The 22218-nt window shown below is 67.8% G+C and carries 18 protein-coding genes; 6 read left to right on the top strand and 12 right to left on the bottom strand.

The window, feature by feature from the left end; all coding sequences use genetic code 11:
• Position 1: 1 nt before the first annotated feature.
• The gene (locus ACFFCA_RS08000; protein ID WP_375483545.1) at positions 2–2233 is read right to left on the bottom strand and encodes an MMPL family transporter; all 2232 of its coding nucleotides are present in this window, start codon (positions 2231–2233) and stop codon (positions 2–4) included.
• A 181-nt stretch (positions 2234–2414) separates the two neighbouring features.
• Between ACFFCA_RS08000 and lipB the strand changes: the two genes are divergently transcribed.
• Together lipB and lipA are read left to right on the top strand one after the other, a co-directional pair.
• Positions 2415–3059, top strand: a complete 645-nt coding sequence (gene lipB, locus ACFFCA_RS07995; RefSeq protein WP_375483543.1) for a lipoyl(octanoyl) transferase LipB — start codon at positions 2415–2417, stop codon at positions 3057–3059.
• A gap of 53 nt (positions 3060–3112) precedes the next feature.
• Positions 3113–4048, top strand: coding sequence for a lipoyl synthase (gene lipA, locus ACFFCA_RS07990; RefSeq protein WP_375483541.1), 936 nt, complete (start codon positions 3113–3115; stop codon positions 4046–4048).
• A 76-nt stretch (positions 4049–4124) separates the two neighbouring features.
• On the opposite strand, the gene ACFFCA_RS07985 is transcribed toward lipA, so the two are convergent.
• Both ACFFCA_RS07985 and ACFFCA_RS07980 read right to left on the bottom strand, forming a co-directional pair.
• Positions 4125–4940: a C40 family peptidase gene (locus tag ACFFCA_RS07985; protein ID WP_375483539.1), complete on the bottom strand. Its 816-nt coding sequence runs from the start codon at positions 4938–4940 to the stop codon at positions 4125–4127.
• Between the two features lie 180 nt (positions 4941–5120).
• The gene (locus ACFFCA_RS07980; protein WP_375483537.1) at positions 5121–5606 is read right to left on the bottom strand and encodes a C40 family peptidase; all 486 of its coding nucleotides are present in this window, start codon (positions 5604–5606) and stop codon (positions 5121–5123) included.
• Positions 5607–5669: 63 nt separating this feature from the next.
• On the opposite strand from ACFFCA_RS07980, the gene ACFFCA_RS07975 reads away from it, so the two are divergent.
• From ACFFCA_RS07975 to glnA, 3 genes are all read left to right on the top strand, one after another.
• Complete coding sequence (locus tag ACFFCA_RS07975; RefSeq protein WP_375483535.1) at positions 5670–6431, top strand: DUF4191 domain-containing protein; 762 nt, start codon at positions 5670–5672, stop codon at positions 6429–6431.
• Positions 6432–6436: 5 nt separating this feature from the next.
• The gene (locus ACFFCA_RS07970; RefSeq protein WP_375483533.1) at positions 6437–6859 is read left to right on the top strand and encodes an RDD family protein; all 423 of its coding nucleotides are present in this window, start codon (positions 6437–6439) and stop codon (positions 6857–6859) included.
• A gap of 120 nt (positions 6860–6979) precedes the next feature.
• Positions 6980–8404 (top strand): type I glutamate--ammonia ligase, encoded by a 1425-nt coding sequence (gene glnA, locus ACFFCA_RS07965; protein ID WP_375483531.1) that lies wholly within the window; start codon positions 6980–6982, stop codon positions 8402–8404.
• 67 nt (positions 8405–8471) lie between these two features.
• Here the strand turns inward: glnA and ACFFCA_RS07960 are convergent, their stop codons facing one another.
• From ACFFCA_RS07960 to ACFFCA_RS07920, 9 genes are all read right to left on the bottom strand, one after another.
• The gene (locus tag ACFFCA_RS07960) at positions 8472–9545 is read right to left on the bottom strand and encodes a tyrosine-type recombinase/integrase (protein WP_375483529.1); all 1074 of its coding nucleotides are present in this window, start codon (positions 9543–9545) and stop codon (positions 8472–8474) included.
• A 59-nt stretch (positions 9546–9604) separates the two neighbouring features.
• Entirely contained in the window at positions 9605–9853 is a 249-nt protein-coding gene (locus ACFFCA_RS07955; RefSeq protein ID WP_375483527.1) for a helix-turn-helix transcriptional regulator, read from the bottom strand.
• Between the two features lie 379 nt (positions 9854–10232).
• Positions 10233–13823, bottom strand: coding sequence for a MobF family relaxase (mobF, locus tag ACFFCA_RS07950; RefSeq protein ID WP_375483525.1), 3591 nt, complete (start codon positions 13821–13823; stop codon positions 10233–10235).
• Between the two features lie 458 nt (positions 13824–14281).
• Positions 14282–15025 carry an MBL fold metallo-hydrolase gene (locus tag ACFFCA_RS07945; protein ID WP_375483523.1) on the bottom strand — a complete coding sequence of 248 codons (744 nt, stop codon included), beginning with the start codon at positions 15023–15025 and terminating at the stop codon, positions 14282–14284.
• A gap of 84 nt (positions 15026–15109) precedes the next feature.
• Entirely contained in the window at positions 15110–15886 is a 777-nt protein-coding gene (locus ACFFCA_RS07940; RefSeq protein WP_375483521.1) for an alpha/beta fold hydrolase, read from the bottom strand.
• 168 nt (positions 15887–16054) lie between these two features.
• Positions 16055–16534, bottom strand: a complete 480-nt coding sequence (locus ACFFCA_RS07935) for a hypothetical protein (protein ID WP_375483519.1) — start codon at positions 16532–16534, stop codon at positions 16055–16057.
• Between the two features lie 96 nt (positions 16535–16630).
• The gene (locus ACFFCA_RS07930) at positions 16631–17041 is read right to left on the bottom strand and encodes an ester cyclase (protein WP_375483564.1); all 411 of its coding nucleotides are present in this window, start codon (positions 17039–17041) and stop codon (positions 16631–16633) included.
• A 47-nt stretch (positions 17042–17088) separates the two neighbouring features.
• Positions 17089–18222: a glutathione-independent formaldehyde dehydrogenase gene (locus ACFFCA_RS07925; RefSeq protein ID WP_375483517.1), complete on the bottom strand. Its 1134-nt coding sequence runs from the start codon at positions 18220–18222 to the stop codon at positions 17089–17091.
• Positions 18223–18332: 110 nt separating this feature from the next.
• A complete protein-coding gene (locus ACFFCA_RS07920) occupies positions 18333–19193 on the bottom strand; it encodes an alpha/beta fold hydrolase (protein WP_375483515.1) in 861 nt (286 codons plus the stop codon).
• Positions 19194–20870: 1677 nt separating this feature from the next.
• Between ACFFCA_RS07920 and ACFFCA_RS07915 the strand changes: the two genes are divergently transcribed.
• Entirely contained in the window at positions 20871–21626 is a 756-nt protein-coding gene (locus ACFFCA_RS07915; protein WP_375483513.1) for an ANTAR domain-containing protein, read from the top strand.
• Positions 21627–22218 lie beyond the last annotated feature (592 nt).

Raw genomic sequence — 22218 nt, 5'->3', positions numbered from 1 at the left:
GCTACCCAACCCGCGCTTCGGTGCGCGCCGGTGGCGCAGGTTCCACCGGCGTGTCCGGCGGCTCGACCGAGAGCCGCGGCGTCACCCTGTCGAGCCACTTCGGCAGGTACCAGTTGCTGCGCCCGAAGATGTGCATGAGCGCCGGCACCAGCATCGTGCGCAGGATGAACGCATCCAGGAAGACCGCGGTGGCCAGGCCGGTGCCGAAGATCTTGATCGGCCGACCGGGGGTGAGCAGGAAGCCCAGGAACACGGCAATCATGATCAACGCGGCGGCGGTGATGATGCCGCCCGTCTCGGACTGGCCGACGGTGACCGCCCGCTTGTTGTCGCGCGTGTGCACCCACTCCTCGTGCATCCGGCTGACGAGGAACACCTGGTAGTCCATCGAGAGCCCGAACAGGATGGCGAACAGCATCACCGGGATCCAGGCGTCGATGGGCCCTCCAGGGCCGGCGCCCATGGCGTCGGAGAACCAGCCGAACTGGAAGATGCCCACGGCGAGGCCGAACGAGCCGCCGGCGGCGAGCAGGTTCATGACGGCCGCGGTCAGCGGCACCATCAGGCTGCGGAAGGCGATCATGAGCAGCAGGAACGACAACCCGACCACGACCGCGATGAACAGCGGCATCTTGCGGCTCAGCACCTTGGCGAAGTCGACGTTGATGGCTGTCTCGCCGTAGGCGTAGATGTGGTTCGACGTGCCCTGGTAGAGCTGCGGGAACGTGGTGGAACGCAGGTGACGCACGACGTTGTAGGTCTTCTCCGACTGCGGAGAGCTCGTCGTCTTGAACGACACGAAGGCGACGTCCTTGGTCAGCGGTGCGGCCGCCACGCTGGAGCGGTCGATGCCCTTGGTCGCGATGAGCGCGGCGGACACCTTCTGCAGGTAGGCCCGGTCCGAGGCGCCGGGGCCGCTGACCACGGCTTCCAGCGCCGAGTTGTAGCCGACGCCGAAGTCCTTGCTGATCAGGTCGTAACCGGCCCGGGTGGTCGAGGTCTTCGGGTCGCTGCCCTGGTCGCTGCTGCCCAGCTCGAGGGAGAAGAACGGGATGGCCAGCGCGACCATCACCACCGCGGCACCAATGGCCACGACGATGCTGCGCCGCTCGACGAAACGCGACCAGCGCGCCCACAGCCCGACCTGCTGGTCGGAGTCGAAGCGGCCCTCACGCACGGCGGCCCGCTGCTTGCGGGGCAGGACCTTGAGCCCGAACAGGCTGAGCAGCGCGGGCAGCAAGGTCAGCGACGCCGCCATGGTGAAGCCGACGGCCAGGGCGGTGGCCACGGCCATGCCGTTGAAGAAGCTGACGCCCAGCGCGATGAGGCCGAGGATGGCGATGCACACCGTCGTGCCCGCGAACAGCACCGCGCGGCCGGAGGTGTTGATGGCCAGCACGATGGACTCGTTGAGCGGGACACCGCGTCTCAGGTTTCGTCGATGTCGGGTGACGATGAACAGGGCGTAGTCGACGCCGACCCCGATGACCATGAGTTCGGCGAGGTAGGGGGTGATGTTCGAGACGTTGATGACGTGGCTGAGCAGGTAGATGACGCCCAGGCCACCGACGAGGGCGACCACGGCACTGGCCAGCGGCAGCACGGTCGCGGCGACGGTGCGGAAGACCAGGGCCAGGATGATCAGCGCCGCCCCGAAACCGATGAAGATGGAGCTGCCGGAGCCCGAGCTCTGGCCGATGCCCTGGAACGCGTTGCCGGTGAACTCGACCTGCAGCTGCGAGCTGCGCAGGGACTTGAGCTGGTCGTAGGTGTTGGTGAACAGCGTCTGGTCGTACTTGCCGGCCTTCCAGGTGAGCTGCACCAGCGCGGTGTTCGAGCCGCGGGCCGTGTTGAGCAGCTTGGCGTTGCCGGCGCCCGACGCGCCGGGCTTGGCGCACGAGACCGACTGCCAGGGGCTCGCGGCGGAGACGACGTCGTTGCCCGAGCGGCACAGCTTGGCCAGGGCCGGCGCCAGCGACGACGGGGCGCCCGAGAACGACCCCGACTTCTGGTGCAGGACCACGGTGCCGGACACGCCGTTCTGGTTGTCGAGACCGGCCTTCTTCAGAAGGTGGGCCACGGATGCGGTCTCGGTGTGCGGCAGGCTGAAGGTGTCCTTGTAGGCCGCACCGCCGGCCGCGCTGGCGAACCCTTGCGCGGCCACGATCAGGACCAGCCAGCCCATGATGACGAACCACCGTCGACGGACGGCGAATTCGGCGATGCTTCTCATCATTTCTCCCAGCCATAGGTATTCCGGCGATAGAACGGTAGCGAGCCCCACCGACACGGGGCGATGGGGTTAAACCCCGAATCGCCCCTGACATTCGTCATGCACCACCAGGACACGGCCAGGACACGGCCACGACACGGCCAGGACACCCCGACGGCGCCCGAGGACTAGATTCGGTCGCATGAGCGAGCTGCGTAGCGTGCGGGCCGGTCTGGTGCCCTACCAGGACGCCTGGGCACGTCAGCGTGAGGTGCACGCCGAGGTCGTGGCCGGCCGGGCCCCCGACACCGTCCTGCTGCTCGAGCATCCGTCCGTCTACACCGCCGGTAAGCGCACCGAGGCGTGGCAGCGTCCCACCGACGGCACACCGGTCATCGACGTCGACCGCGGCGGCCTCATCACCTGGCACGGCCCCGGGCAGCTGGTCGGCTACCCGATCCTGCGCCTCCCCGACCCCGTCGACGTCGTTGCGTACGTGCGCCGCATGGAGACGGTGCTCATCGCGGTCTGCGCCGAGGTCGGCGTCGACGCCGGACAGGTCGAGGGGCGCAGCGGGGTGTGGCTGCCGGCTGACGACCGTGGCCCCGACCGCAAGATCGCGGCCATCGGCGTCCGCGTCGCGCAGGGCGTGACCCTGCACGGTTTCGCCCTCAACTGTGACCCGGACCTCGCCCACTTCGACCGCATCGTCCCCTGCGGCATCACCGACGCGTCCGTCACCAGCCTGTCCCGCGAGCTCGGCCGCGACGTCCCGGTGGCCGAGGTGCTGCCGGTGGTCGAGCGCCGTCTGCCCGCACTGCTGAGCTGGGACACGGCCACCGTCTGAGCCGCTACGGCCGCGGGCAGGTCGTCGACGTCGCCCCGCGTACGCTCGAAGACGTGACTGCCGTTCGTCCCGCCGCCCCCGAAGGTCGCCGTCTGCTGCGCGTGGAGCAGCGCAACACCGAGACCCCGATTGAGCGCAAACCCGAGTGGATCAAGACGCGCGCCACCATGGGCCCGGAGTACAAGGCGCTGCAGACCCTGGTGCGCACCGAGGGCCTGCACACCGTGTGCCAGGAGGCGGGCTGCCCCAACATCTACGAGTGCTGGGAGGACCGCGAGGCCACGTTCCTCATCGGCGGTGACCAGTGCACGCGGCGTTGCGACTTCTGCCAGATCGACACCGGGCGGCCGCTCGCCCTCGACCGCGACGAACCACGCCGGGTCGGCGAGTCGGTGCGCACCATGCAGCTCCGCTACGCCACCATCACCGGCGTCGCCCGCGACGACCTCGTCGACGGTGGGGCCTGGCTCTACGCCGAGACCGTGCGCCAGATCCACGAGCAGAACCCCGGCACCGGGGTCGAGCTGCTGGCGCCCGACTTCAACGCCGTGCCCGAGCTGCTGGCCGAGGTGTTCGCCTCGCGTCCCGAGGTGTTCGCCCACAACGTCGAGACCGTGCCGCGCATCTTCAAGCGGATCCGCCCGGGCTTCCGCTACGAGCGTTCGCTCGACGTCATCCGGGCCGCTCGCGCCGACGGCCTCGTCACCAAGTCGAACCTCATCCTCGGCATGGGTGAGGAGCGACACGAGATCAGCGAGGCGCTGCAGGATCTCCACGACGCAGGCTGCGAGCTCATCACCATCACCCAGTACCTGCGGCCGTCGCCGAAGCATCACCCGGTTGAGCGCTGGGTGAAGCCCGACGAGTTCGTGGCCCTGCGCGAGGAGGCCGAGGAGATCGGTTTCGCCGGGGTCATGTCCGGCCCCCTCGTGCGCTCGTCCTACCGGGCGGGCCGCCTGTACCAGCAGGCGATCGACGCCCGCAGCTGAACGCGACGACAGCGCCCGACCGTGAGATCGGGCGCTGTCGTCGTGCGGTGCCGACGCGGTCAGTGCCGGTCGGTGTTCAGTGCCAGTCGGTCTTGAACACGACGTGGCGTGACGAGATCTTGCTGTACTCGACCCCACGGCTCGGATTGGTCGCCGAGTACTGCTTGCCGTGACCTGCGTAGATCGCGACGTGGTAGGCGTCGCCGCCGCTGAGGTAGAAGACGAGATCGCCCGGACGGGCGGACTTCTTCGACACGCCGTGCATGTGGCGCGCGTGCCGCTGCGACTCCGCGTTGTGCGGCAGCGTGGCGACGTCGGTCTTGCCGAACACGTACTTGGCGTAGCCCGAGCAATCGAAGGCACGCGGGCCGTCCGCGCCGTAGCGGTACGTGGCGCCCACGTGCTTGCGTGCCACGAAGACCAGGTAGGCCCCGGTCGAGCGGTACTGCGTGATGTGTCTCGACGTCAGCTTTCGGCCACCGGCCTTGAGGGTCACGGTGTGCGATCCGGACGGCGCGCGGAACGACGACCGGAAGCCGTGCTTGCCCTTGAGGTGGTGATGCCGGTCGTAGACGGGGCTCGCGTTCTTGGCCGCTGACGTGTGCACGCGCTTGCCGTCGACGTAGACGGCGACATTCGTGGAGCGGTTCGAATGTGCCTTGTAGGCGTATCCCCTGATGTGCAGGGTGTGCGTCGAACGGTCCTGCCAGGCGTAGCTGACGCTGCCGTGGTTCGGTGCGGTCGCGGCGCCGGCCGGTGCGGCGGCGAGTACAGCGCCGCCGGCGGCCGTGCACGCGGCGACGCCCAGCGCTGCTGCGGTGGCCACCCGGCGACGGGTGGACGGTGCGTGGTCGTGGCGCTCGTGGCCTGCACCGTGCTGCTGTGCGGTCATTCGTGCCTCCTCTTGGGTCCCCACGCGGCTGCGGTGCCGCGCGGAAGGCAGGGACCACGGAAGCAAGCCGTGACGGCAGGAAACCGACGCGGGGGGCGGTAAAAGTGGCCGTCCCCACGATCGGGCGACGTCGGCCCGGTAGCGGTCAGGCCCCGGTCAGCGCCTGAGTCGGCGCTCGGATCAGTGCCAGTCGGTGCGGTACTGGACGCGCTTGGACCAGACGTGCTGGTAGCGGATGCCGTCGGTGGTCGTGGCCGCCGCGTACTGCATGTGGTGACCGGCGTAGATCGCCACGTGGAACGCCCGGCCACCGGACATGTAGAACACCAGGTCGCCGGGGCGGGCCGACCGAGCCGAGATGCGGCGCATGTGTTTGCTGTGCCGCTGGCCCTCGGCGTTGTGGGGCAGGGTGCGCACCTTGGCGGTCTGGTAGACGTAGCGGGTGTATCCCGAGCAGTCGAAACCCCGACGCGGGCTGGCGCCGCCCTTGCGATACCGGGCCTTGCCCACGTAGCGCTTGGCCACCGTGACGATTCTGGTGCCGGCCGAGGCGCTCGACGCGCGGGTGGCCGAGGCGCTCGACGCGCCGGCGGCGGCGGGGGCCAGCATCCCGGCGACGGTGAGCAGGAGGGCCAGGAGCAGGGCCGAACCACGGCGTTTCGACATGAGGTCCATTTCGACGGCACCCGCCGCACCCGGTCGGGCGGCGGCGCAACTATCCTGGGCACTATGGCCAAATCTGCCGGGGCGGGCAAACCCGCGAAGCTGTCACGCGCCGACAAGGCCGCCCTGCGGGGGGCCAAACGGGCGAAGCGCCGCGAGACCTGGAGCAACCTCAAGCAGGCCTTCACCCTGACCCGGCAGAGCGACCCGAAGTTCCTGCTCTACCTGATCGGCAGCTTCGTCGTCACCGCTGCCGTGGTCTTCGTGGTGGCCTACCTCATCACCGGTTCCCCCTGGATCCCGATCGTCCTGGCGCTGCTGATCGGCATCTTCGTCGCCATGCTCGTGTTCTCCCGGCGGGCGCAGGCGTCGATGTTCTCCCAGGCCGAAGGGCAGGCCGGCGCCGCCGGCTACATGCTGCAGCAGCAGTTGCGGGGCGACTGGCGGCTCACCCAGGCCGTAGCCGGCACCACCCAGCTCGATGCGGTGCACCGTCTCGTGGGCCGGCCCGGGGTGGTCCTGGTCGGCGAGGGCGCTCCGCACCGCGTGCGGGGCCTGCTCGCACAGGAGAAGAAGCGGACCGCCCGGGTCGTCGGCGACACCCCCATCTACGACATCATCATCGGCTCCGAGGGCGACGAGGTCCGGCTGTCGAAGCTGAACCGCTACCTGCTCAAACTGCCCACCAACCTGAGCAAGGACCAGGTCCGCACCCTTGAGAAGCGACTGTCCGCCCTCGGGGGCGCCAAGTCGCCGCTCCCCCAGGGTCCGATGCCCGCGGGCGCCAAGATGCGTAACGTCCAGCGCACCGTCCGCCGTCGCTCCTGACTGCGATGACGACCCCGCAGGCCTACCGCGGCGAGAAGCTCGGCCTGCCGGCGTCCGGGTCCGGTTCGCTGACCAGCTTCGGCCCCCGGCTCGGAGCGTTCGTGGTGGACACGATCGCCTCCACGCTGGTGGCCTCGTTGTTCGTGCGGGGCCGTGGCAGCACGTTCGTCGACAAGCTGCCCGGCTCGTGGAGCCTGATTCCGCTCGCCGTCGACTACCTGGTGGGCATCCTGCTCGCCGGCCGCACCGTCGGGATGTACCTGTTCAGCCTGCGCGTGATCCGGGTCGACCGCACCGCCGCCGTCGATCCCTGGCGTGCGCTCGTGCGCACCGTGCTGCTCTTCCTGCTCGTTCCCGCACTGGTCTTCGATCGCGACGGGCGGGGCCTGCAGGACCGGCTCACCGACACCGCCGTCGTCCGGTCCTGACACGGGCCGTGGAGCGGCTGAGAGGGCAGCCCCGAAACATGGCGGCAACAATCGGGACACCTACCAGCAACTGCGGACGCGATAGTTTCGCAGTTCGACACGGCGCCCAACGGAGGACGGATGTTCAGTAACTCAGAAGAGGTCTTGGCCTACATCAAGAACGAGGGCGTCGAGTTCATCGATATCCGGTTCACCGACCTCCCGGGCGTGCAGCAGCACTTCAACGTGCCGGCGTCCAACTTCTCGGAGGAGTCGTTCACGGAGGGCCAGATGTTCGACGGCTCCTCCATCCGCGGCTTCGCCTCGATCGACAAGTCCGACCTCAAGCTGATCCCGGACCCGACGACGGCCTACGTCGATCCGTTCCGGGCCCGCAAGACGCTGAACATCAATCACTCGATCTACGAGCCGCGCACCGGCGAGAAGTACGACCGCGACCCCCGTCAGGTCGCGACGAAGGCCGAGGAGTACCTGAAGTCCACCGGCATCGCCGACACCGTGTACTTCGGTCCCGAGGCCGAGTTCTACGTCTTCGACGACATCCGGTTCGAGACCAAGATGAACGGCTCGTTCTACGAGATCGATTCCGAAGAGGGTTACTGGAACACCGGCCGCAAGGAAGACGGCGGCAACCTCGGCTACAAGACGAACGTCAAGGGCGGGTACTTCCCGGTGTCCCCCTACGACCACTTCGCCGACCTGCGCGACGAGATCAGCCACGAACTGATGGCCGCGGGGCTGGACCTCGAGCGCGCCCACCACGAGGTCGGCACCGGCGGTCAGGCCGAGATCAACTACAAGTTCAACACGCTGACCCACGCCGCCGACGAGATCCTTCTGTTCAAGTACATCGTCAAGAACGTGGCGTGGCGCAACGGCAAGTCGGCCACGTTCATGCCGAAGCCGCTGTTCGGTGACAACGGCTCGGGCATGCACTGCCACCAGTCGCTGTGGAAGGACGGCGAGCCGCTGTTCTACGACGAGACCGGGTACGCCGGCCTGTCCGACACCGCGCGGTGGTACGTCGGCGGCCTGCTCAAGCACGCCCCGTCGGCACTGGCTTTCACCAACCCCACCGTCAACAGCTACCACCGGTTGGTGCCCGGGTACGAGGCGCCGGTCAATCTGGTCTACTCCGCCGGCAACCGCTCGGCCTGCATCCGGGTGCCCATCACGGGCACCAACCCCAAGGCCAAGCGCATCGAGTACCGGGTCCCGGACCCGTCGTGCAACCCCTACCTCGCGTTCTCGGCGATGGTCATGGCCGGCATCGACGGCATCCGCAACAAGATCGAGCCGCCGGCCCCCGTCGACAAGGACCTCTACGAGCTGCCGCCGGACGAGGCCGCGTCGATCCCGCAGGTGCCGGGCTCGCTCGGTGCGGTCATCGACCGGCTCGAGGAGGACCACGAGTACCTGACCGAGGGCGGAGTCTTCACCGAAGACCTCATCCAGGCGTGGATCAGCTACAAGCGCGTGAACGAGATCGACCCGGTCCGCCTGCGTCCGCACCCGTACGAGTTCGACCTGTACTACAACATCTAGACCTGTTCGACGCTGGAGGCCCTGGATTCTGGGGCCTCCAGTCGTCCGCGGAGGTCTGAATCATCCGCTAGTCCGCAAAAAGTCCGCAAGAAATCTGCGGCCGTGCCGCGATCGCGGCCGACACCGCGGCCCTGGAGACCTCGTCACGGTCCGGCCAGAGGTGGCCGTAGACGTCGAGCGTGGTCTTGGCGCTGGCGTGGCGCAGCCGCGCCTGGACGACCTTGACGTCCAGGCCGTCGGCGATGAGCAGACTGGCGAAGTAATGCCGCAGATCCTGAAACCGGAACTCCGGCGGCAGGCCGCGGACCTTGGCGCGCGCATCGCGCATGCCGCGCTGGATGGTCCACGGGTTGGCCGGGTTGGCGTATTCGTCGAGCACGAAACCGCGAGCCAGATTGCCTTTCCAGCACTCGGCCAGCAGCAGCGCGAGATCATTGGGAATCGGTACCGCGGTACGGCTGGTCTCGGACTTCAGCGGGTTTGCCGGCCATTGGATGGCGGGGGTGACCACCCCACGCATGAAGTCGACGTCGCTGACGCGTAGCGCTGCCACCTCAGCGAGTCGTAGCCCAACGAAGGCTCCGAGCAATATGGATGCTGACATTGCTGGCGGCACGGCGTCGTGCAGCGCCCAGATCTGCTCGGTAGTCGCGACGTATGGCCGTTGCGAACCTGTTCTGGGCGACGTGCGCCGTGAGCAGGGGTTGCGTGCGATAACCCCGTCGTGCACCGCGTCGCTCATGATCTGCGACAGACGCGAATGCAGGGCATACACGTAGGAGTCCGCTCGCCCTTCGGCTTTGAGTTTTGCCGTCCAGGCTCTGACGTTCGACGGTCTCAACGCCGACAGCGGCACTGGTCCGAATTCTCGACAGATCAGTTTCAGGTGCACCTCGGCCTGACGAACGGTGCGAGGGCGACGTGACCGGTAACCGGCCAGCCAGGTCTCGCACCAGGCGTTCACCGTGGCCTTTGCGAGCTTGGGATCGACGTAGTCGCCGCGCAGCTGCGAGGAAGCGACACTGTCGAGCCAACGCTGGGCGTCGACCTTGCGGGTGAAGTGCTGAGCGTGCTCCTTGCCGGCGTCGTCCCGATACCGAGCTCGCCAGCGGCCGTCGTCTCGTTTCGCGATGCTAGCCATGGGTCCCTCTTTCTCGAGTGGCAGCAGGGTACGTCCGGCTGGTGACGGCTTGGCCGGGGTTAGGCGGCGTGTGGGCCGTCGTGTTGGTCGTTGATCCAGGTGATGAGGTCGTCGTAGCGGTAGAGGACGCGTCGGCCGAGGCGGAAGCTGCGGGGTCCGGTGCCGAGGTGTCGCCAGTAGCGCAGGGTGGCGACAGGTGCGCGGACGATGTCGGCGGCTTCGACGATGGTGAGCAGTTTCTGGTCTTGCTCTCGGTTGCTGCCGGGGTTCGCATGGGCGCGGACGTCGGTGTGGTGGTTGCTGGTCATGGTCTGCTCCTTGTTGGTGGGTGGGTTGTCTTCACCGGGGTAGGGCGCTTTTTTGGACCCTGACCGGAAGTCGGGGACGGTTTTGTTATCGGTTTGTGATGGTCGGGGTGGGGGTGGCCTGATCGTGGCGGGCTCCTTCCTGCTGTCGTGGGCTGCTTCTACCGATCTACGTGCGGGGGCGAGTTCGGAAAGTGACACCGAGCCGCGAAGTTGTTGGTTGCAGGGCCGCGCCGGCGGAATGGGTGCCGGCAGGCCGGTCTGCGGTGTTTGCGGTGGCCTCACACAACGAACAGGTGCAAACGGACGTCGTTTGCTGTCACCGGCCGGCAACTTTCTTTGACCTTTTCGGCGCGGCCGTCGGTCAAGCCCGGTGGGTCGGTCAGCGACCGTAGCCGCGCCCCTGGTCTGGTTGGCGTGGCTGGGGTTGATGGTGCGGCGTTGGCGAGCTGACGCCGGCGCCTGCACGGGTTTCGACTCGGGCGGTCGCGGCACGTGCGGCTGCCTGCTGCCGCGCAGCCTCAGCACGGGCGGCGTCTCGGTCGTGGTGCCAGCGGGCGCGTTCGTTGATGACACGGTCTGCGGGTCGAGCCCGCAGCGCGGGTTCGCTGGTCAGCGCGGCGACGTCGGTCTGTGCCTGGTTGTGTCGGGCTTGCGCAGCGATAAGGGCGCGGCGCAGCTCTGCGGCGGCCTCAAAGGGGTGGGGGGTGTGTCGGGCTGGGCCGAGGCGCTGTAGTCGCAGGTTGATGTCTCGGGCGGTGTCGCGGTGGGCGGTGTGTGCCTGCGTGGCGACGGCGCGGGCGTGCTCGGCAGCAGATCGGTCGTGGCTGTACTCGGGGTGCGCTCGTTCAACGTGTTGGCGTGCTTGGTAGTCGAGCTGCTCCCACAGGGCGGCCCGATTGTCGGGCCGGCTGGCGGCGCGGGCCAACGCGTCGAGGTCGGTGGGCAGGTCGACGTAGGTGCGCCAGGTGTCTGCCCATTGCTCGAGCGCGGCGCGGGCCTCGTTGATCGCGGCCTGTTGGGCGCGGCGGTGGCCGAGTCGGGCGGGCTTGGCGGTGATGGTGGCGCCGGCTGCCGTGGCGGCGCCTCGCTGGTTGTCCCAGGTGTCGAGCAACGCCTCCCGTAGTCGTTCCACGTCATGCGCGGCAACGTTCTCGGTGTGTCGTAGCAGCTCCGCAGCTTGCACAGCGGCGGCGCGGGCCGCCCGGTCGGCGTCGGCCAGAACGGGCAGGACGGCGTCCGCGTGCGCACGGAGCGCGGCGAGCATGTCCATCCGCACCAGCCTGGGCTCGAGGTCGCGGATGAGTTCGGTTGCGTCTTGTTCCCTCGTCCAGGCGTCGCGCAGCTCGGCAATGACGTGATCGAGGGGTCGGGGTTCGGCGTAGCGGGCGGCCTCGGCCGCAGCCAGTTCGGCGGCGTGGGCGGGGCCGAGGTCGGCCCGGTCGCGGGCGAACACCGCGAGCCACTGCTCCCGCGCGTCGTCGAGGTTGTCGGCGACGAGGTGGGCGGTGTTGGCAGTGCGGCCGCGGGTCATCCCGACGTAGGCCGACGCCGCACTGGTGTGCTCCCCGACCACCAGATGCGCGGTGCGGGCGGTGTCGCCTTGCACCCCGTGCACGGTGGTCGCGTAGCCGAGCTCAATGAACTTGCGTGCGTAGTCGGCGGGCAGGACGCGGGTGCTGTGCTCGCCGGTGACGGTCAGGGCGCCGTCGCGGTGCACGGCGGTGACGGTCCAGGTGTCGCGGTTTGCGACGTCGAGGGTGGTGTCGTTGCGGCGGGTCACCACCCGGTCGCCGACACCGACTGAGCTGCCGGCGATGGTGCCGGTGCGGGTGTCGTCGACCTGGCCGATGGTGATGAGGGCGTCGCGGATGGCGTGGTTGAGCGCGGCGACCTGCTCATGGGTGTCCGCGATCACGAGCGGCGCCCCGCCTGCGGCGTGAGCCTCGGCGGTATCGGTGGCGAGGGCGGCGAGCCGCTCTGGCTCGGTCGCATGGACGGCGATCTGCCCGCGGTTAAGAAGGGCGTCAAAGACGGTGTCTGGGTCGGTGCCGGTGCGCATGGCCAGGCTGAGATGCGCGTATTGCTCGTCCGGCACGACCTGTTCGACCCCGTCGATGTCGGTGTCGGCGCGAGTGAAGCGGTGCACCGTCTCCAGGGTGAGGCACGCGTCAGGGCCGGCCCAGCGGGCGGCGAGGTCGAGCACTCCCCCACGCCCGACCGCCGGCAGCTGGTGCCGATCGCCGAACAGCACAAGCCGCGCGTCGTGTTCGTCGGCGATCGTGAACACCGCCCGGGCGGTGTCCTGATCCAGCATCCCGGCCTCGTCCACCAGCAACACATCACCCGCCGCGAGCACCGCCGACGGCTTCGGGCCGACGTAGACGGCGCCCGCGTCGGAGTCGAGGTCACCGGCGGCGAGGCGGGTCCAGACACCGTTTTGGTCCCATCGGTAGCCGTGCTGGTAGGCCAGCCATGCTGCGGAGGAGGCGTCGCTGCCGACCTGCTCGGCCGCCACCCGCGCCGCTTTCCGCGTCGGTGTCACGACCCGCAACCGCGTTCCCGACTGCTCCAGCACGGTGCGCGCTGCAGCCAGCATCGTGGTCTTCCCTGCCCCGGCCGCGCCCTCCACGACCAGCAGGCGACGCCCGCTCACGACCGCGGTGACCACCTCCCGTTGGCCTGCATCGAGCCCAGCTTGGACGTGCTCGGGAACGTTGTGTTGTTCAGGAGCGGACCCGTCTGTCCCAACCAGGACCACGTTGGCGCGGGCTGCGAGGCGGGTGGTGAGGTCGGCCTCGACCGCGAGAACCTGCCGGGAGGTGAGGGCGCGGATGTGTTCAGGGACGCCGTTACGGTGCAGCAACGGCACACAGACCGCGAGCGTGCGGGCGGTCACGTCTTCGGCCAGCTCGGCCCGCACCGCGGGGTCGACCACCACGTTGGAGCGCCCAATCAGGGTCTCGACCTGGCCGCGGATGTCGGCGGCGTTCCACCCAGACCGGCGTGCCGCGAGCCGCGCCAGCACTTCCTCGACCGCGGCATCGCGGTCGATTCTGCCGACCGGTGATGCGTCCACCGCGGCGGGTTTCAGTTGGTGGCGGTAGCCAAGCGCGTGCAGTTCGCCGACCCATCGCGTGGTCAACTCTTGCCCGTCGGCGGGCACGACCTTGTCCGGTCGCGCCTGCGCCCAGGCGCGGCGATCCCAGCTCCGGCGCAGCGCCGGCCCGGGTTCCTGGCCGGGGTTCGCGGCCCGCCAGGCGGTCTCGTAGGTGTCGAGGTGGCGGCCGATCTGCGCCGCCCGCGCACTGAACGGACCCACGCACTCGGCCAGCTGAGTGATCTCACCGGTGTCCGCGTCCAGGGTGAAACCGTGCGCGGCGAGCGCGTCCCGGAAGCCCGGGTCGGTCATCACCGCGGCGTGCCCGAGGCCGTTGATGGCCTCGATCGAGTCCCGCACCCCGACCGTGTGCAGCCCCCGCCACGACCCCTCAGCGAGCACCCGGGCGTTTATTTGTAGGTGCAGATGGCGGTGCGGATCACCCGCCCGTGAGGTGTAATGCCGCACCGTGACGGCATCCAATTCCGTCACCGGAACCTGTAGTTGCGCACCGCGCGGACCGACCCGGGTGGTCGCGTGCTGCGCCAACCACGCCACAATTTGCTGCGCGGCCGCGTCCTGCGCGGCGTCATAAGCTGCGGAAATGTCCGGGTGCAATTCCGCCGCCAGCGACCACGTTTTCGGTCCGTTGACGACGACCTCGACGAACCGGACCGCATTCGCGTCATTTCGCAATCGGCCTTTGGGCTCGCCAGTTTGCGGGTCGAAACCGGCGACCCAGGCCTCGTAGTTGTCGCCGGTCATCGGCACCTCACACGTCACCTGCCCGACGTGTGAGGTCCGGAAACGCTCGGCGATTCCGGTGCCCTCGGCGAGGTAGTAGTCATCGGCGCGGCCCCGGTCAGCCTCCACATAGTGCCGGGCAGCAGCAGCCGCACCCCGGTACACCTTGACCCCGCCACGCACCTATTCAGCACCCGCCAATAACAACCAACAATGACCGTAAGAATGGTGAAAGGTCACCCCGACAGGGGTGACCTCACTACCCATATTGGTAGCATGCGTGCCGTTTCCGGTAAACGCTTGATTGGTGTTGACGAAGGTCGAAGGGTAACGGTTGCGCGGTTGTTCCGGCCCTTTGACGCGTCAGGTGTCCTGGCCGTCAAGTTGCAAGTTGATCAAACTGGTTTCGTGACGTGTCAAGGCGCGGCTGGCGGAAGCCACGTCGCGTGGTCAGCTCGGGGTGTTGACGACGCACGTTGGTCACGTCGTTCCCGAACTGCCGGCGCACGTCGGCTGGCTGACAACTGCGGGAGTAGCGAGAGCCTGTAGCAGTGCCTTGTCGTCCGTCGCGTTGGTGCCGGCTCGCTTCAGCGCACGTCGACGATCAGGCCCGGCGTGGCGACGTCGATCGGCCCGGCGTAGCCGCGGCGAGCAGTTCTCGACGCGTCGTCAGGGTCGGTCCCGGGCCACAGATGGGTCAGGACGAGTCTGCCGACGTCGGCGAGGTTCGCGTACTCGGCGGCCAGGGCAGCGCTGCTCAGCGATCCTCGGGAGTTTGGTGGCACGTCCTCGACGAAGGTCGCCTCGGTGAGCAAGACGGTGGCCTGTGCGGCGAGGGAACGGAGTGCCGGATCGGCGCCGCCGTCGCCGGAATAGGCCAGCGAAACGCCGCCGGTCTCGATCCGCAGCCCGACGTTGTCGACGAAGTGCGACAGGCTGGCGGTGTGCAGCGTGAACGGTCCGACGGTCAGCTCTGCGCCGGCGTCGAACTCGTGCACGTCGGCCTGGTCGTCCAGCTTCATGTCGGCGTCGAGGGCCAGGACCGGGTCGACGGCGCCAGGCAGAGCGAACACCGGCAGCGGTGACAGGTGGTCCGGGTCCAGGTGCAGTATCCGCAGCAGCGGATTCAGGCCGGCGCAGTGGTCGCCGTGTGCATGGCTCACGAACACGGCGTCCACCGCCGCGGCACCGACGTGTTCGAGTAATGCGGGCAGCGTGGCGTAGCCGGGGTCGAGCAGGAGTCGAAAGCCGGCATGCTCGATCAGGTAGCCGCTGCACCCTCGTTCGGGTGTCGGGTATGCGCCCCCGCCGCCGAGCACCGTCAGTCGCATTGCGCGACGCTACTCAAGCCTTGTACGCAGGAGCGCTCGGGCGCGTGATGGCTGGGACGGGGTCGCCCCTATTCGCCGCGAACCTCATTCGGTGCTGTCGAGAATCAGTCGGATCGCTTCGTGCGGTGCGTCCCACTGTGGAAAGTGACCGCATCGCTCGAACCAGTGCAGCACCGCGTCGGGGTAGAACTCCGTGGCACGTGCAGCTTGTCTCGGCACGGTCACCAGGTCACGACGACCCCACCCGATCGTGACCCGGCCGGGCACTGTGCCAGCCGGGGCTCCCTGTTGCCTGGGCCCCTTGATCAGGGCGCCCAGGGCGGCACCGGTCGACGGGGAGTCGGCCAGCCCGCGCACGTCCGGCAGCACGGTCTCGCGCGACAGCGCCCACGGCCGTGCCGACAACTGCGCCAGCAGCACAGTCCTTCCCACCGGGCTACCGAGCAGCGCCGGCAGCCTGCCCCGCAACGCCTTGACCAACGCGATCGACGGCCGCAGCGTGGCGCCGAAGACGGCGACCTCACGGTCATTCCAGAAACCGCCCGGGTCCAACGCCACCGTGTCGCCGCCGACGCCTCGCCGCGCGAGCTCGAGCACCATCCGGCCGCCCATCGACTGGCCGACGGTCGACACCCCGTCCAGACCCTGTTCACGGATGAAGTCCGCGACGGAGTCGGTCAGGGTGGCGATCGAGATCTCGCCGGTCAACGGCGGCGTCTCGCCAAATCCCGGCAGGTCGACGGCGATCACCTCGCGACGCTCGGCCAGTTCATCGAGGATTGGCGACCACGATTGCCACCCAGCACCCAGACCGTGCACGAGCAACAGCGGGCTGCCGCTCCCTCGCCTCACGTAATTCAACGGAACACGAGGAGCGCTACTCACCCCAGACCTCGGAGTGCTCGGTCATTGCGGGCGCATCCGCCTCCGGTGACGTCACTATCCGGCTGCTGCCGTCGGGGTGGTATTCAAGATCGGTTACATGGCACGGGAAGCGGCTGAGCATCGGGTCCCGGCGTGGCTTCGGTTTCATCGGTCGTCGGTGGCGCGCAGCGTCGCGTAGGTGGCAGCGCCGAAGACGAGGTGCGGGACTGCGTCGGCCGCCCAGTCGGCGCTCTTCCACTTGGCCGGGTCGCTGATCCCGAACAGCTTCAGCGGGAGGTCTGACGTCGCCATGGCCGCGGCCGAGATCAGCGGGACAGCGATCAGTGCCGGAATGGCGTGCCCGCGTGTGCGGAGGGTGCGGTGAAGTGAACCGGCCAGGGCGCCGACGGCCGCGCCGACCGCAGTCCCGGACAGCGGGCCCAAACCGGCGAGCCGGTTGTCGCGTTCATCGCCGTCGCCGGGGATGTCCACGCCCGCCTTATCCGCGGCGATCTTGACGAGATCTTGGGGCGCGGAGCTGGTACTTCTGCCGCGGATGGCCATGTCCAGGTAGGTGGTCGCGTTGAGTGCTGTCGTACCCGCTGCTCCTGCGGCTGCGCCGCGCAGGAAACCTGGTGCATTCATGTGATGCTCCTCGCTCGCAAGGTGGCCGGTAGCCGGGAACGGCGCCCGCACATCGAAATCCTCGACACGCACGCGCCTTGAGGGCTATGGACGCGGTCAGGCCAGGCCGAGTTGGGTCATGATGCCGAGCTCGTCGCTGCTGCCCCATCGTTCGACGAGCAGGCCGTCGGCGAACTTGCTGATCTGCACGCCGCGAACCTTGATGGGTTTGCCGGTGGCGTCGTGGCCCTGGAACGGTCCCTGGTGAGTTCCAGTGAGGGTGTAGGCGAACGCGACCTGATCGTCGTCGGCAACCAGAGTCTCGACCTCGACGTGCAGGTCCGGGAACGCGGTCCGCATGTCGGTGAACATCCCCTTGAACCCGTCGGGGCCGGCGCCCTGGCCTGGTGCCGGGTCGTGGTCGACGGCCTTGGCATGTACGAGCTGGTCGAAGGCGTTCAGGTTGCCGCTGTTGACGGCGTCACCGAAGGCTTGCTGGGCGGCGATGTTGGTCTTCTTGTCGAACATGTAGGTGAACACTCCTCATTCGTAGGGTGGGTCGTGGGCGGTCTCGGTCAGGGGTGGAGCAGGACCTTGGTCCAGCCGTCGAGGCGATCGTCGAAATTCTTGTAACCCTCGGCGGCCTGGTCGAGGTTGAGCTCGTGGCTGACGATGACGCCCGGGTTGAGCTTGTCGCGGTGGATCAGGTTGCGCAGCTGGCGGTTGTACTGCTTGGTGTTGCACTGCCCGGTGCCCATCGACTGACCTTTGAAGAAGAAGGTGCCGAAGTCGAATCCGAACTTGCCCTCTTTGGCCAGGCCGTCGGAAGCGTTCGGGTCCTCGGGCACGAAGACCCCGACGACGCCGATGCGCCCGGTGGGCCGCACGGCCTGGATCAGGTTGTTGATCGTCAGACCCGGCTTTTCGTGGCCCTGGTGGTCGTGGGCCTGGTAGCCGACGGCCTCCACGCCGCGGTCAGCGCCCTCGCCGCGCGTCGCGTCCAGCACCTGCTGCACCGCGTCGCCGGCGGAGTCGTCGATCGGCGTGGCGCCCATCGTCTCGGCCAGCTTGAGACGGTCGGGTTGACGGTCGACCACGAAGATCTGATCCGCGCCGCGCAGGTCGGCCGACATCACGGCCATGAGCCCGACGGGCCCGGCGCCCCAGATGACGACCGAGTCGCCGATGCCGACCTGGGCCAGCTCAGTGCCGTGGTAGCCGGTGGGCAGGATGTCGGACAACATGACGTAGTCCTTCTCCTTCTCCCGCGCATCCTCGGGCAGCACCAGGGCGTTCCAGTCAGCGTAGGGCACGCGGAGCAGCTCGGCCTGTCCGCCGTTGTAGGGGCCCATGTCGGCGTAGCCGTAGGCGGCGCCGGCACTCCCGGGGTTTGCGGTCAGGCAGAAGCCGGTGAGCCCGGCCTCGCAGTTCTTGCAGAAACCGCAGCCGATGTTGAACGGCAGACACACCATGTCGCCGACCTTGACGCGGTCGACGCCGGAACCGACCTCGATGACCTCGCCCATGTTCTCGTGGCCGAGAACCTTGCCGACCTCCACATCGGTGCGTCCCTCGTACATGTGCAGATCACTGCCGCAGATGTTCGTGGTCGTGATCCTGATCAGGGCATCGGTCGGTTTCTCGACGGTCGCGTCCGCGACCTCGTCGACGGAGACGTTCTTCGGACCGTGGTACACGAGTGCACGCATGTGGTGCTCCTTGGCTTCGTTGAAGTGACCACCGCAGGTGGACGACTCCGATGTGGAGGGATCCGTGGGCAACGGTGTCGCGGCGACCGTCGGTTAGGTTGTCGGCCGGGTCATTTCGCCAGGAACGTGATCAGGGCGGTGTTGAACTCCGCGGCGTGGCTGACGTTGACGCCGTGGGGTGCGCCGGCGATGACGTTCAGCTCGCTGCCGGGCAACGCCGCGTGGGTGCGCTGACCGGATCCTTCGAACGGGACGGTGCCGTCGAGCTCTCCGTGCAGGATTAGCGCCGGCACGTTGACCTTGGGCAGGTCATCGCGGAAGTCGGTGGTGCCGAACGCGGTCAGGCAGGCCAGCGCGGCTTTCTTGTCGGCCTGCTTGCACAGCACGATCGCTTCTTGGCGCTGCTGCTCGCTCACCATCAGCGTGCCTTGCTCGTCAGTCATCGGCGGGGAGAAGGAGGTAAAGAACTCGGTCGTGAACTGGTCGTAGAAGCTGTCCTCGTCCTTGGTCAGCCCTGCAGTGAGCTTTGCCGCCTTGGCCTTGCTCAGCGGCCCGTCCGGGTTGTCGTCGGTGTGCAGCATGTACGGGGTGACGGCGGAGGCGAACACCACGCTGTGCAGCCGGTCGGTGCCATAGATGGAGCAGTAGCGAGCAACCTCCCCGCCGCCCATGGAGAAGCCGACCAATGTCAGGTCGGTCAGATCGAGTTCGGTAATGAGGGCGTTCAGGTCCTCGGCGAGGGTGTCGTAGCTGTAGCCGCGCGCCGGCTTGTCGCTGCGACCGAACCCGCGCCGGTCATAGGTGATGACGCGATACCCGGCCCCCTGCAGGGCGGGCACCTGCGCCGACCACGATTCACCCGACAGTGGCCAGCCGTGAATGAGCAGCACGGCCCGTCCGGGGCCGGCGGTGTCGTCAACGTGCAGGTCGGTGTTCTTGAACAGGCCATGGTGAGCGGTGATCTCAGTCATCTGGGAGCACTCCTAAATGTGGTTGATGGGTGTGATGTTGCGGCGGTGCGGACCAGCTCGTCCACGCCTCACGGCCGCCCCCCGACGGTCGTGAGGCGTGTCGCGAGTCGACGCATGCCACGCCCAATGCATTGACGAGCAACTATTTCTGCAACGTTGAGTTCGGCTGCCACCTGAGTCTGGGTCCAGCCGCGTCGGTAAATGAGGTCCAGCGCCCGCCGATCCACCGTCTCCAGATCGGACAACGCGTTCAGAGTCTCGTCACGCCATTCGAGCTGCTCGGAGCTGCCCGGCTGGTACGGGTGTAGCGATGTGCCGGGCGTGGGACGTGTCGGGTCGTGGCCCGGCACCCGAGGTCGTTCGAGGGATTGAGATTCGCGCTGCGCGGTCATAGAGCCACCCACGGCAGCCGCGTCACCGCGGCAGCGTCCATGTGCAACGCCCGGGCCGATGTCATGCGTCCGTGGGGCGACCGGCTCGACAATCGAACCCGCGCAGCCTCGCGAGATTTTCTCAAGAAGTACGAGGGGCGGCGGATGGTGATCGCGGCTCACGGGCCACTGTGCGACGTCCAGTGTCGAGCTGCTGCTCACAGAACTACCGCTCGAACGATCGGCGTCCTGCCCTGGACTCGGCTAAGTCCTAACCAAGGTCGAACGTAACACTCCGTTCGAGGTTTCGCAGAGGAAGCTTGATCCGGCGTCGACAACTCTCCCGACCCTTGAGCCTGATGCCTCCGCCGGGAGCTGACAAATGCGCGTGGGTGCGGGACGGCCGCCCATCCCCCCGCGGGGAGTGCATGAACGGCCCTCCCGCTAGGGCACGTCGCCTTGATCGAACACAGCGCGTCGCAGCCTCCATGGGCTGCCTACTGCGCAACTACCCATTGCCAGGTGCCCGAAATGCAGCCGTCTCAACCGGACGACACCGGTTCAACCCAAGCTTGGTGCTCTCAACCGGTGCGTTTGTCGAGTCAGACACCGAAGACGGGCGCCTGGTGTTCCCTGGCCTACGGGGTCAATCGTCAGCGGCCGGAACACAATGGGCACTATGACGGCATGCGCTTCCTGCCCGTCGGTAGAGACGCAGACGACGATCGGATAGCCGACGCCGCAGCGGACCTGATCGAAGACTTACGAGACCGCACGCTGAGCGCGATGACTCGCACGCTCGACCACGTCCCCGACGCGGTAACCCGGTTACGCGCGACGGCCGTGCGGCTGCAGGAGGAGGACGTTCTCGAAGTCCTATCCGGTCCGTTTGCTGGAAACCCCGCTGCCGCGATCGGCGCCCTGCAGGATGCGGTGGACGCCATGCTCGGATCGTTCGGCGCGGTACGCGGCAGCCTCGACAACGCCCAGGCCGCCCTGTCGGGCGCCACCACCCCCGCGCCCGGACGCCTGACCGGGGGCATCACCCGCTCTCTCGGGGGTAGCGCAGGGGACGCCCCGGGGTCAGCCTGCCCATCTTGGGCCCTGACCCCTCGCAGTCCCGCGCTGCCGGTCTTTCCTATTTCACGACCAGTTCAACGTGGACCTCGCATCGGCCCCATCTCTGTGTAACCATCCAAGGGCTGGCACACAGCCTCCTGATCCACGGCCCCCGCGTACGCGGGTCGTGCGGGTAAACACCCAAGCAGCAGGAGCCTTTGGTCATTCTGTTCTTTCGGGAACCGCCATGTCCACCCCCCTGCACGAGCCGGTGAACGGCCCGTCCGAATACGAGCTGTCCGGTTCCGCACCAACCCCGATCAGGGATGCCCCGTCGCATGTCGCTCATCGACTTGATATCCGGCTGGTCACCTCAGCCGAGCCGCGCGTGGTGTTCACCAGCTTGGCCGCGTCAACTGTGCCCGGCTTCTGTGACGAATGCTCGGTGAGTCTTGTCGACAGCGACGCGGCCGGGGCGGCTGCGCGTTTTCACCTGTCCTTGCCGCCGCTTGCAGCTGGCTCGGGCGGCGTCGACCGGGTGACGGCGCGCGCGGCCGCTCAGTCCGCCCATGTAGTTCGGGTTGGCTTCGCGTTCATCGCAGCCACACGTAACGCCGAGATCACCAGCGACACGGCGGCTTCGGCCGCCCCTGTCGTTCAGGGTGAAGTGGTGTTCGTATGGAATCGGCGGCCGGCTACCCGCGTCGACCGGGTAGCTGCCGAGGCGTTGGTAGGTCAGGCGGTGCAGCTCGTCGAGCAGCAGCGCAGCGAGCAGGCCGCTGCGTCAGCCAGCTCCGCGGTCGTCAACCTGACTGCGGCTTTGAAGAGCAGCCGACAGATCGGGATGGCCATGGGCATTCTTATGAGCCTGCTGCAGATCACCCAGGACGAAGCTTTCGAGGCACTGCGCCTCGCCAGCCAGCGGGCCAACCGCAAGCTGCGGGATGTCGCCACCGACGTGGTCGAGACCGGCTGGCTCGACCCAGACCTCCTGCAGAGATGAACCGGGCGAGCTGACCGTTCGATCGTTCCGGTCACCGCTCCCCTTAGTCGTCTCGAGAGGACGCCATGACCCCCTGCGACACCGATCCTGAAACCGACGCCCTGCTCGCCGGAGCGGAGGTCGAACGAGGCGCAGATGACGGCTGCGAGGTCAAACACACGGTGCGTACCCGTCCAGCAGCGCAACACCCGAGCGCGGAGCCGCCGGCGACACCGGCTAGCAGCTAACCGCGCCCCTTGAACCGGTGTTGTTCAGTGGCCGCAAGCTCAAGTCCGGCAGCCAAACGACGGGCTGCATCGGCGCGCATATCGACGCCGCGCCGCCGTGACTGATCCGCACAGAATACGCGATACAGAGCGCGGAACCACTGCAGGCCACCCCCTCACGGGCTGTCAGCCGTTACGCTTTAGTTGATCTTCTTCAGTCCGCAAAAAGTCCGCAAGAATTTCGTTAGAGGTCATGACTGGCAGGCGCTCTTCAATGCTGTACCCCCCGTATTTGTTGGCCTTCAATGATTATCGACGGTCCCCAGCGACCCCCGGATAGTGCGACCTGTACTACAACATCTAGACCCGATCGACGCTGGAGGCCC

The sequence above is a fragment of the uncultured Jatrophihabitans sp. genome, from assembly GCF_964252635.1.
In the GTDB taxonomy this organism is placed as follows: domain Bacteria; phylum Actinomycetota; class Actinomycetes; order Mycobacteriales; family Jatrophihabitantaceae; genus Jatrophihabitans.
The sequence above is the reverse complement of the archived record's forward strand: the minus strand, read 5'-3'. Positions and strand labels throughout refer to the sequence as shown.